The following is a 12,374-nucleotide window of genomic DNA, read 5'->3' as shown; positions in this document are numbered from 1 at the left end:
GAATTCAAATGAACTTAAAATCAAATTTAATGATACGATTAATGATCTTCTTAGTGGTTTCTCACTCTGTTTGGAATTGCCAATCAAAAGAACAAAACAGAGAAGATATCTCTTCACTGGTGATCAACAACTTACTCAGTGGTGTAGCTGATCGAAATAAATCACTGGTGGTGATGGAAGTGGCGGATCTGGGAGGTTCATTTACTGGAACATGTTTTGATACATTTCAGTTGAATGGAGGAAATATTGGACCATCAGCTTATTTCAATACTCCGCAAGGTGGTGCCGGTGGACTTCTCAATACAAATATTAAAAAGTATGCAGTATCCACTTCCTCTTGTTCCGATTTAGGATTTGCAAGTGGGACTAACTTTGGTTCTACTTCACAACGACCAAATCCAAATGATTTGTTTACTTTCAAAATGTTTACATGTGATCCGAATAACAATCCTTGTACGAAAGCAGCGATCACTGCTTCTGGATTTTAAATTGATTCACCGAATTCTAAATTTTTGGTTCTTCGTGTAAACAAACGATAAATAGGGTTCCCAACACAAAAGGATAAATCCGCTATCCTTTTGTGAATTTTGTAACGATCACTACTTAGTTTGAATTAGTGTTTTGTTTGGAAAAGAAGTTAGTGTTCAGAAATAACTTTGGGATGGCTTTGTTCTACCTCAAAAAAAGATAGAATTGAAACTTCTATAGAAGAAGATATCGTCCGGCGAACGTATGAAAATCGAATGTACGTTCTTTATTGGAAATAGATTGTTCTACAGGAATCAAAGAGGATGAATTATAATAACGACTACCAAATCGTTTTAGGTCTTATTTTAGCACTGATGATCTTCGGTGTAGCATTGGAACTTAGGTTCATAGCCTTTCGGGCCGTATTACAACGTCCTGTATCTGTTTTCGCAGGGCTCATTGGCCAAACACTCTTTTTACCTTGGATCACACTTCTGATCACACTATTACTCGATTTACCTGCAGGGATAGAGTTGGGGATGTTACTTGTTGCAGCAAGTCCTGGTGGGAATTTATCAAATATCATTACTCACTTAGCCCATGGAAATACTGCACTTTCTGTAAGTATGACAGCTGTCTCTAGTGTATTTGCCATCATCACATTACCACTAAACTTTACTTTAACGGCACATAGCAACCCAGTCACAAAAGCAATGATCTCAGGTACGGGAGAATTACATATTGATAGCTTGATGATTATCAAAGGTTTAATTATTTTACTTTTGATTCCTTTAGCACTTGGTATGTCGATTGGCAATTTTGCAACCGGTGTAGCTCATAAAATCACTCCGATCTTCAAACGAATTTCTTCGGTAACCTTTTTGGTTTTTTTAGTTGTGGCTGTTGGTGGGAATTGGAAAGTTTTTTTGGACAATATTGGATTTGTGTTTCTGATTGTTGTTTTTCATAACTTTGTCGCACTCATCATCGGTAATTTAATTGCAAGAGCCTTTCGCCAAGACATTCCCAATCGACGTGCCATTACCATTGAAGTCGGAATGCAAAATTCGGGACTTGCTCTTGGTCTCATCCTCACACAATTCCAAGCAGAACCAAACATGGCTTTGGTGGCAGCGTTTTGGGGAATTTGGCATATTGTCTCAGGTCTTTTATTAGTTTTGCATTGGCGAAAATTTTCGCCAATGGATGGGACCAAAGTTTGAAAGTTTTGATCACAGGTGGTGCCGGTTATATTGGTACCACACTCATCAAACACATTTCTAAAAACTTTCCCGATTGGAAAATCCTAACCACAGATATCAAACCTTTGCAAGGTTTGGATTCCATTTCCAATTTAGAATTTCAAAATTTGGATATTAGTCAAAGGGATGATGTTCTTAAATTAATTCAAAACTGGAAACCAAATTCCATTGTTCACTTAGCTTCTATTTTAAATCCACCGCCAGGAATGAGTGAAGCCATCCAACATAAAATTGATGTCGAAGGCACAAAGAATGTTTTAGACGGTGCTATCTTATCTGAAACAGAACAAGTGGTCATCACAAGTTCCGGTGCGGCTTATGGATACCACAAAGAAAACAAAGACTGGATTGAAGAATCCGATCCGATCAGAGGACATTCCGCCTTTGTCTATTCCAGACACAAAAGAGAAGTAGAGGAAATTCTTTCCGAATACCGAATGAAACACCCTAAATTAAAACAACTGATCCTAAGACCTGGAACCATTTTAGGTCCCACAGTTAACAACCTAATCACTGATATGTTTCAAAAACCATTTGTTATGGGTGTGTTGGGGCATTTAAGTCCCTTTGTCTTTATTTGGGATGAAGATGTGATCCAAATCATAACCAAAGGGATTTTAGAAAAAAAAGAAGGTGCTTTTAATCTTGCTGGTGATGGAGCTATGACTCTAAAAGAAATTAGTTCTATGATTGGTAAAACATACATTGCCATTCCCTCTTTCATCTTACAATCGACATTATTTGTCTTAAAATTTTTTCATCTCACACAGTATGGCCCGGACCAAATTGATTTTTTGCGTTATCGACCTGTATTATCTAATAAACAATTAAAAACTGTTTTTGGATACATTCCAAAATATACATCCAAAGAAACTTTCATTCAATATTTAAAAGCCAAAGGAGTTCCTTACCATGAAACTTAAATTTAAATATATTTTATTTTTTGTTTTGTTCACCTATGTTCCGTTATTTGCCATTGAGATTGAAGTTAAAGATTCTTCTGGAAAACCTCTAGACCTTGTAATGGTGACTGTAAAGGCAGAAAAACCACAAGTGGCTCCGCGGGATGATCATGGATATCCACCAGAAGGTTTAGAATTTACCATCACTCCAGAAGTGACAATGTTTACAAATCCCAACGGTCGAATCAATGTGCCCTTTCCCTATTCACCTTCAGTGATTGTTCGATTGCGAAAAATTGGTTTTAAGGATCAAAACCTACGGGCTTTTTCATCGGGATCTTACCAATCCTTTCGAATGGAGAAGGTTGTAGACATCAATCTTCTCGTGAGCCAATACCCTTCCAATAGTTGGGTGGCCGCACTTGATTTTGGCGAAGACAAAGACTTAAGAAAAACTTACTTAGAACAGTGTGGATTTTGCCACCAACAAGGAAGTTTTTTTATGCGAAGGGCTTTCACGGCAGATGATTGGGAAGAAATTATCAATCGGATGATGGGTTATGGAGCAAGGCCCCATGGCAAAGCTAAAAAAAAGCTACCTACGCTTTTATCCAATGCTTATATTGATCTACTCAAACATCCGGAACGAGTACAACCAGGTCGGAGTTGGGGAAAAGAACTTCATGGTGCAGTTATCAGAGAATGGCCGATGGGAGACAGTTTTTCTCAAATGCATGATCTATTGTATCATAAAAAAACAGGGTTGGTTTACGTTGGAGATAACATCCAAGATAGACTCTGGGAAATAAACCCTAACACTGGCAAAACGGTTGTGTATAAAGTTCCAAAACAACCGGATGACGAATTGGGTGGACTCTTGCCAGGAAGGTTACGTTCTTTTCAAAAACATGAAACCTATGTAGGATTACATTCCCTAGCAGAATCACCGGTTGATGGACATATATTCATCACACCTTCACTTCAAAAGCGGATTACCGAATTTGATCCAATCACAAAAAAATTCACTGACCATATGTTTGAAGATGGATTGTATCCTCATACTGTTCGTATAGATGACGAAGACCGTGTTTGGTTTACTTTAGCACTATCAAATCAAGTAGGAATGTTTGACCGGAAATCTAACAAATTCAAAAATTATAACTTACCTGCAAGAACCAAAAAAGAAAGTTTTAGTTTATGGATCAGTGGATTCATTGTGAAGCTGATGAACTGGGGATTTCCAATGCATCTATTACCTGTTGATGAACGAGTGAGTGGAATGCCACTGCCTTACGGGATTGATATTGCACCGAACGGAAATGTTTGGTTTACTCGTTTGCATGCAGATACCATTGGAGTGATCAATCCAAAAGATGACAGTTTCCAATTGATTGAAACTCCTTTCCAAGGACCGCGCCGCCTAAGAATTGATAAAGACAACCATATCTGGATTTCCGCTTTTCCTGAAGGTTCTATCGCAAAGTATACACCTGAAGATGGAAAATTTAAACTTTATCCTTTGCCAACAGCCATAGATGGAGTAGAAACTCCCTATTCACTTAACGTTGACAGACCGAGAAACTTGGTTTGGGTGAATGGCACTTCATCTGACAATCTTATGGCAATGGATATCAAAACGGAAGAATGGAAAGTATATCCAATGAGCCGAAAAGTTACATTTACAAGAGATGTTGAATTTGGGCCAGATGGCAAAGCTTACACTTGTAATGGAGCCTTTCCAAGTTGGCAGATTGAAGATGGCCAACCAACTTTAATGGAAATTAAACAATCAAAATGAATACAAAACAAGAATACAATCAAGGACAAATTGTACGATTTTTAATGGCTTCGTTTTTTGGATTTTTGGCAGGCCACCTAACAAATTATAGTGTAATTTTATATGCACAAGATGTTTGGAATGCAGATGCGCTCGCAGGCATTGGTTTTGGATTGTGTTTTGGTGTTCCTCTAGTTCTTGGATGGTTTGCAGGAGCTTGGTGTGATTCCTATTCACCGCAAAAATTAGCACAAGGCGCTCATCTCTCCTTTTTAATTGCATTGGGATTGTTACATCTTTCTTCACAAATGGAAGGACAAATTTCTATCTTTCTGTTTTTGTTAGGTGCTGTATTTGTTGGAATGGGTTGGTCTGTTCTTGCTCCCGCTCGGATGTCTCTTTTAGGAAGACTCGCTGGAGATCGCCAGGTAAAATTGGCTGTTGTTTTTAATATTTTAGTGATGTTGGGTTTTGGAGCGGCTCCACCAATTCTTGCCTTTTGTCGGAAAATTCATTCCTGGGAAATGGTTCACCTAACTGGAATTATTTTATTTTTGATTGCGATGGTTCTACTTTTGGGTATTAAAACGGATGGTCTCGGAAAATCATCTTCGGCATGGGATCGAATCTTAAGAGGAGTGTCTTACGCAAAAAATCATACTCTCCTCAAACAAACATTACTCTTTTCTATCGTTATTTATTGTTCGATGGGACCAGTACAAGTAATGATGCCTAGGTTTGCCAAAGGAGTTTTAGAACTAGGGGAATTAGAACGTGGATTTTTTCTAGGAGGACTTGCTCTTGCCCTCTTACTCGGTGGAGGAGTTTCTTTAAAACTCGCAAAACAAGTTGGTTATGGGAAAATGATTTTTCTTGCAGGACTATTTTGTGGATTGGGATTTTTAGGAATTGGATTTAGTTCTATAGTTTGGGTTTCTGTTTTGTTTTTACTTTTTAGTGGTTTTGGTGCTGGTGCAAGCATAAGTCTTATCGTTGCCATCCTTCAATCAGAAGTCACAACAGAATACAGAGGAAGGCTTGTTAGTCTATACACAATCACAAGCCAAGTGGTTCCAGCCTTGTCTGGATTATTGTCTGGACTTTTACTTGTGAAAGTTTCGATTACGGCTGCCGTCATTTCTGCAGGAACCGTAATCACTTTAGTTGTGATTCTAAGTGCCATTCGTTTAGAAACACTTAGAAATTATAAAGTTTAATTTACCACTGCTGGTACATTTGTTCTGCAAAACCAGCAAGGCCTTTTACCTCTAATTTTGTGCCATTGTCAAGTACCACATAACCATTGTAATGACCAAAAGCTTTATTCAAATATGCTTCCGTTTTTAATAACTCTAAAATTTCGGAGAAAGTGAAGTTTTGGTACAATTGTTTTAAAAATCCAATCATTCCCATCAAATCAATATCTGAATGTAAAAGATACACTGGAGTAAATTCTAATTCAAGACGGCCTTCATTACTGATAAACTTCCATGGTTTTTTATAATCTGTGACATCATATTTCCAGGTGACTTTATCTAATTTATGAACCTTCCCTTTGTATACGATTCCATTCTCTGTTGCTTCTGTGGGAGTTCCAAATCCATATCCCAAATTCAAACTAAGCAATTCCCCTTGAACAAGTCCTGCACCCGCTGCCCATAACCATTTATTTTTTTCAGGCCAGGTCCCTCTTCCCCAATCTAAAACCGCATAACTTTTATTAGCAAATTCATAATTGGTTTTGTTGTATTGGATGGTACCTTTACAAATTAAACTCGGCATTTTGTATTCATAAAAGAATGTTGATTCTGAAAAAGGAGTAATGACCGCAAGTGCTTCTGGGGCTTTTTCTTCTAATTCCAAATTACCAATAATTACTTCTGATTTTGAATCGCCAATGATAGAGTATTCAATGACTCGTTTTCCTTTTAGCTTTGTAATCCGAATGAATTGGTCCCCTTTTTTGAACTCAATTGGATCCGTCGTATTCGTCGGGAAAAAAATCTCACCAGGTCTTACTAATTCAGTTTTGGAAAAAATAATTTTTCCTGTAGAAAAATCTAAAAGTTCAATGCTACCCATTGCCAAATTACCGATGTCTGTAACGGTAACCGCGCCACCAAATTTTTCATTATAAAACGTATAATGTTCCCATCTTTTATAACGTTTTGGATCAACTTTGATATGGGATTCTTCGATTTGAAAATAAGGATATCTCGACCAACCAGAAATGTTTAGTTTCCCATCTGCCAACAAAAGAGGAACCGAACTTTTAATTTCCTTCTGAATGGTTGGTTCTGATCCAGGTTCGGGTATCAATATGATTGTTTTTCCGTGTTGGTCAACAATTTGGCCGGGTTCTAATTTTGTATTAGAACAATTGAATATGCAAAAACTCAGGAATAATATTCCTAATAGACTTTCCAGTTGTGGTTTCCATTGAAACATGAATGTTCTCCAAAAATACAAATCTTATCTTAAGATTCGCTCAAAGTCAATAACTCTTGCGATTGAAATCTAATTTGTTACAATCAAATGCTTCAAAAACGCTGGTATGGTAAATTACGTTTGTTTTTATCAATGCGACGGAAAAGAGAAAACCAATCAAAGTGAATGCCATTGATTTTAATTTTTAATTCTACGAAATACCTGAACGGTCCTGATTTTAACTAAAAATTAAATTTAAGAACTAATGTGGACTGCAATTTCATTGCCAAATGAATTTAACTTAATCTAAAGCTAGGTCCACAAAAAAAGAATAACCCATCTCATTCACACGTGAGAATACGATGACATTCTTTTTTAATTCTTTATCCCAATACGGATCACTCACTTGCCAATTTTCAGAATCACGAAATACTTGTTTCACATGTTTATAAAAGAAAGGCATATAAGACCAGTTTTTCTGAATCAACAATAGGTTTTCGCTAAAACCCATCTCACTTGTCCGCTCGTAATATGGTGACACTTGGGTTCCCAACCAATCAGTGACATACACTCTTTTTACATGAGTATCAATTTTAAAAAAGGAATTAGGATCAATAATGACTCGATTATCCAACTTAATAGTTTTTAAATTGATTGTATTGAGTTTAGATTTGATTTGTTTTTCAAATTCAATTTCAGTAGCAACTTCTCTGCGTTTCTGTTCATGATACAATTGTAGATGTGGAACCACAGTATCACAAATACTTTGTTTATCATGGGCTAAATCAGAAGGCCTTCCCAAAAAATATCCCTGTAAAAGACTTGCTCCAGAACTTATTGCTCGATACAACTCTTCTTCTGTTTCAATTCCTTCAAAAAGTAATTGGGATCCAATGCTCAATGAAATTTGTTTTAAATACTCTAGGATCGATTGATATTCTCTTTTCTCGATTGATTTTTTTAATAAATTCAAATCGATTTTAATAATATCAGGTTTAATGGCACCTAATCGTTCTAAGTTGGAAGATTCAGAGCCAACATCATCCAAAGCAATCCCAAACCCTTGTTCTCGTAAAAGTTCAACACCCGCAGCTAAAACATCGGTTCCATAACTTCCTGATTTTTCTGTAATCTCAATGACGATTCGATTTAATGGAATCCCATAACTATTTACCAAATCTGAAATGGGTAACGTATTGGAACGGCTCTCTTCATATTCTAAAATCACTTGGTCAGGAGACATGTTGACAAAGAGTAAATCATTTGTTGTTTGAATTTTTGCGAGCGCAAGCCCTAGTAACTGCCGGTCGATCAAACTCATACGAAGAGCAGAAACATGGGGATCACTGAATTCAGGAATCGAAACCAAATTCCCATTTTCTTCTCGTTTCCGACCGAGGGATTCGTATGCGACCACCGTCTGCTCTTCTACGGAAAAGATCGGCTGAAATAAGGGGACATAATGATTCACTTGCATAGATTCTAAAGTCTGCATCGGGTTCCTTCGAAACCAATATCTGTTTTAACGGAATAATATTCAATAAATTAAACTACATTCCTACGCAGGACAAGTCTTGACCCCATCCGCGTCCTTCTTAGACTCACTGGAGAGGTAAAGATCGCTGCCTCTGAAAAGAATGAAACAAAAGACTAATACTCGATTTTTACCAAAGGGCCTGAGTATCCTTTACGAAGACAGAGACATTCTGGTCGTAGACAAACCCCACGGCCTTCTCACCATCGCTACCGAATCCGAAAAATCAAAAACTGCATACGCAGCTCTTATGGATTACGTGAAAAAAGGGAGCGAACGGTCCAAAAATAGAATCTTCATTGTCCACCGATTGGACAGAGAAACTTCCGGAATTTTGGTCTTTGCAAAAACAGAAACTGCAAAACAAACTCTCCAAGAATCTTGGGAGAAAACAAAAAAAATCTATTTGGCGGTCAGCCATGGGGTATGGAAGGAAAAGTCTGGCTTGATTCAATCTTATCTTGTCGAATCCAAAGCCCATCGAGTGTATTCCACCGATGATCCTGAATCAGGAAAACTTTCTAAAACAAAATACAAAGTTCTTAAAGAAACAAATTTATATTCATTATTAGAAATCGAATTATTGACAGGTCGCAAAAATCAAATTCGTGTTCACCTATCAGATAAAAAACATGCAATTGTTGGTGATACAAAGTACGGGAATGACACAAGAACTTATCCAAGAATGGCATTACATTCCTTTTCAATTCAATTGACTCATCCCTTCAATAAAGAAGTACTTACATTTGAAACCAAAATCCCTTCTTATTTTACAGGGTTTGTTGGTGGATATGAAAGGAAGATAAATGAATCATAAAGGATTTATTTTTGATATGGATGGTGTGGTTGTAGACAATCATTCTTTTCATTTCAAAGCTTGGATGGAATTCTCAAAAAAATATAATTTTCCATTAAACTCTGAAATTTATAGAGATACCTTCAATGGCAAAACCAATGCAGATCTCTTTAGAATGATCTTTGGAGATATTTCTGACAAAGAATGTAAACTATATGGTGATGAAAAAGAAAGTTGGTATCAAACGTTATATAAAAAAGAAATGAAACCACTTACTGGTTTGATTGAGTATTTATATTTTCTAAAAGATAAAAAAGTTAAAATAGCATTAGGAACTTCTGCTCCCACAATGAATGTAGATTTTACATTAGACAATCTTTCATTACGACATTTTTTTGATGTGATTGTAGATGGAACGAGAGTTGAACAAGGCAAACCACACCCGCAAGTTTATCAACTTTGTGCAAAAGAATTAGGGTTTGAACCTAAAGAATGTGTGGTATTTGAAGATTCTCTTGCTGGATTACAATCAGGAAAATCAGCAGGATGTACCATTATCGGTGTGGCGACTTCCCATACAGAATCGGAACTAAAAAATTATGTGAGCCAAATCATCCCAAACTTCACAAGTCCAAAGGTATTTCTTTTATAATCTTTTGTTATTCTTGAAAGTCTGTGAGTAAGTTGCCTTGTTTATTGGATAAATCTATTCGAATGACGGCGGTTCTGCCTTCGTCAGTATAAGAAAGGTCATCAAACGATAATTTTCTCGCCATAAAAATCCCACGACCATGGGTTTTGAAAGCATTCTTTGTCATCGCTTCCACAGAGAGATACCTTTGCCAATCAAAACCTTTTCCTTGATCACTGACTCGGATTTCAATTCGTTCCGAATTTTTTTCAAAAGTAACTTTTACAAATTTATCTTTAAACTCAGGAGTATCTAATCTTCTAAAAATTTCTTCCATAAGTTTGTCATTATCATGGAGTTCCGATTTTTCTTGATAGGATATACCTAAATTACCATGTTCTATCGCATTGTTTAAAATTTCCATAATCCCAGTTAACACTCGTTCGGGGTCAGGACAAGCATTCGCAAGAAGTGGTGCCAACTCATGAGATTCCCGAATAGAACGAATTCGAAACTCGCCTGTAACCATATGTCTAAGAGCACCCATTCCTTTATGAAGGTCTTCTTTCGCACGTTGGAGTTTGATAAAATGTTCTACAGCAGTCTGAACAATACGAATTAATAATGTTCTAGAATATGGTTTTGTTAAATAATAAAATGCACCAGCATCCAAACCTTCTGTCATATCAGTGACGGAACTCATTGCTGTTTGAAAAATAACAGGTATATCTTTGTACTTTTCGGAGCGTTTGATTTTTTTTAGAAGTTCGATCCCATCCATCTTTGGCATAAGTCGATCCAAAATAATTGCATGAAAGATTGTCGAACCAGAACTAAGGATTTGAAATGCTTCTTCACCATCCCTAGCTTTCACAACGGTAAATCCTTTATCGGAAAGTGACTCATCAATGATCATTAAATTGATCATTTCATCGTCTACTGCTAGTAGGTTAATCATCGAAGACCTTCGCGAGAACAAGGAATTAACATCGTAAAAATAGCTCCTTTAGATTCATGGTTCTCAGCATACAATAACCCATGGTGGTCATTCACAATTTCCCTAGAGATGGACAATCCAAGTCCCGTCCCCTTTGTCCCAGCTTTCACTTGTTTGGACTGGATGAATTTTTCAAAAATTTTATCCAAATCTTCCGGAGGAATCCCCGGACCAAAATCACGAATTTGTATTCCAATACCCTTGACATATGACTGAGTTTTTCTCGGAATAAATTCCCTTCTGACCATACTAATTTCAATATTAGTGTCATTTGGGATGAATTTTAATGCATTTGAGAGGATATTTCGGACCACCTGCTGGATTCTTTCGTAGTCGAACTCAGCTTCCCAACGTTCTTCCTTATCTAGTAAAACAACTGTAATCCCTCTTTTTTCCAAAATGACTCGCATTTCGTTGATCACAAACTTAGCGGTTTCTTTCAGACAATTTTTCTCAAATAGATATCGCATTTTGCCCGATTCTAATTTAGCAATATCTAACAAATTTTCAAGTAAACCTAACAATCGTTTACCTGAAGAATCGATAATCTGAAAGTATTCTTTAATTTTCTCAGGTGACACTGATGCTGATTTTTCTTCACCTAGTTCAGCATAACTCAAAATTGCGTGGATTGGCGTTTTTAATTCGTGAGAGATATTTGCTAAAAAGAGAGACTTCATATAAGATGCTTCTTCTGCAATATTTTTGGACATTTTTAAGTCCATAGTTTGGCTTTCAACCAAATCTTCTAAATGATTTCTATATTGGTATAATTCTTGTTCTTGAATTTTACGCAGGCTAATGTCTCGCAAAATTCCAGTAAACATTTTTCCAGATTTAGTTTTGAATTCTCCAACCGATAATTCGCATGGAAAAATCTCACCTGATTTACGTTGTGCGACAAGTTCCCTACCCACTCCAATGATATGTTGGGTTCCAGTGGCCTTATATCTGCGTAAGTATTCATCATGTTTTTCTTTATATTCAGGAGGAATGATCATGGTTATGTTTTTACCGATGACTTCATCATGAGTATACCCAAAGGTATCTTCTGCAGTTTTGTTAAAAAATTGGATAATGCCATCATCGTTGATAATGATAATGGAATCAGCCGCATTTTGAGCCATAGAAAGGAATCTAGACTCACTTTCTAAAAACGCATTCTCTAATCGTTTTCTTTCAGTGATGTCCCTATGGTTGGACATGATATAACCTTCATAGAGAACGACAAAACGAACCTCCACATGACGGATGTTTGGTTCTTCACCATATGAGTATTCTTTCCAAAATACTTGGCTTTTTTTCTCTGATAAGTATGCCAAAGCTTCGGCAGTGATTTCACGTAAGTAAGGAGGAAGACCTACATCGATATGTTTGCCGAGTAAGGATTCTGGTTTGTCTCCAATATTCACAAACCTGGATGTTTTATAATCAACGATGATTCCATCTCTGTTGATTTTGAGCCAAAAATCTGGATTGGATCTGAGTAGGTTTTCCAATTCCCGAAGTACGGCTTCCGGTGGAAAGTCGGAAGGATTCTGCCAAATACGGGCAAATGAAGAATTTGGTGCCATTCAGTA

The 12,374-nt window shown here is 36.8% G+C and carries 11 protein-coding genes; 7 read left to right on the top strand and 4 right to left on the bottom strand.

The window, feature by feature from the left end; translation table 11 throughout:
* The first annotated feature begins 8 nt into the window (after positions 1-8).
* From CH364_RS15655 to CH364_RS15635, 5 genes are all read left to right on the top strand, one after another.
* A complete protein-coding gene (locus CH364_RS15655) occupies positions 9-488 on the top strand; it encodes an LA_3150 family lipoprotein (RefSeq protein ID WP_100743580.1) in 480 nt (159 codons plus the stop codon).
* A 303-nt stretch (positions 489-791) separates the two neighbouring features.
* Entirely contained in the window at positions 792-1,691 is a 900-nt protein-coding gene (locus CH364_RS15650) for a bile acid:sodium symporter family protein (RefSeq protein ID WP_100743581.1), read from the top strand.
* On the top strand, positions 1,688-2,653 hold the full coding sequence (locus CH364_RS15645; protein ID WP_100743582.1) for an NAD-dependent epimerase/dehydratase family protein: 966 nt from the start codon (positions 1,688-1,690) through the stop codon (positions 2,651-2,653). Before CH364_RS15650 ends, CH364_RS15645 begins: the two co-directional genes overlap by 4 nt.
* Positions 2,643-4,430: a Vgb family protein gene (locus tag CH364_RS15640; protein ID WP_100743583.1), complete on the top strand. Its 1,788-nt coding sequence runs from the start codon at positions 2,643-2,645 to the stop codon at positions 4,428-4,430. Before CH364_RS15645 ends, CH364_RS15640 begins: the two co-directional genes overlap by 11 nt.
* On the top strand, positions 4,427-5,626 hold the full coding sequence (locus tag CH364_RS15635) for an MFS transporter (RefSeq protein ID WP_100743584.1): 1,200 nt from the start codon (positions 4,427-4,429) through the stop codon (positions 5,624-5,626). Before CH364_RS15640 ends, CH364_RS15635 begins: the two co-directional genes overlap by 4 nt.
* Position 5,627: 1 nt before the next feature.
* On the opposite strand, the gene CH364_RS15630 is transcribed toward CH364_RS15635, so the two are convergent.
* Positions 5,628-6,857 (bottom strand): DUF2804 domain-containing protein, encoded by a 1,230-nt coding sequence (locus CH364_RS15630; RefSeq protein WP_100743585.1) that lies wholly within the window; start codon positions 6,855-6,857, stop codon positions 5,628-5,630.
* 280 nt (positions 6,858-7,137) lie between these two features.
* A complete protein-coding gene (locus CH364_RS15625) occupies positions 7,138-8,331 on the bottom strand; it encodes an EAL domain-containing protein (RefSeq protein ID WP_100743586.1) in 1,194 nt (397 codons plus the stop codon).
* A gap of 142 nt (positions 8,332-8,473) precedes the next feature.
* Between CH364_RS15625 and CH364_RS15620 the strand changes: the two genes are divergently transcribed.
* Together CH364_RS15620 and CH364_RS15615 are read left to right on the top strand one after the other, a co-directional pair.
* Complete coding sequence (locus CH364_RS15620) at positions 8,474-9,187, top strand: RluA family pseudouridine synthase (protein ID WP_100743587.1); 714 nt, start codon at positions 8,474-8,476, stop codon at positions 9,185-9,187.
* A complete protein-coding gene (locus tag CH364_RS15615) occupies positions 9,177-9,818 on the top strand; it encodes an HAD family hydrolase (RefSeq protein ID WP_100743588.1) in 642 nt (213 codons plus the stop codon). The genes CH364_RS15620 and CH364_RS15615 overlap by 11 nt, the downstream gene beginning before the upstream one ends.
* Positions 9,819-9,825: 7 nt before the next feature.
* Here the strand turns inward: CH364_RS15615 and CH364_RS15610 are convergent, their stop codons facing one another.
* Together CH364_RS15610 and CH364_RS15605 are read right to left on the bottom strand one after the other, a co-directional pair.
* A complete protein-coding gene (locus CH364_RS15610; RefSeq protein ID WP_100743589.1) occupies positions 9,826-10,755 on the bottom strand; it encodes a response regulator in 930 nt (309 codons plus the stop codon).
* Positions 10,752-12,368, bottom strand: a complete 1,617-nt coding sequence (locus tag CH364_RS15605) for a sensor histidine kinase (RefSeq protein ID WP_100743590.1) — start codon at positions 12,366-12,368, stop codon at positions 10,752-10,754. Before CH364_RS15605 ends, CH364_RS15610 begins: the two co-directional genes overlap by 4 nt.
* Positions 12,369-12,374 lie beyond the last annotated feature (6 nt).

Origin of the sequence: Leptospira harrisiae, assembly GCF_002811945.1 — a bacterium.
Taxonomy (GTDB): Bacteria; Spirochaetota; Leptospiria; order Leptospirales; family Leptospiraceae; genus Leptospira_A; species Leptospira_A harrisiae.
The sequence above is the reverse complement of the archived record's forward strand: the minus strand, read 5'-3'. Positions and strand labels throughout refer to the sequence as shown.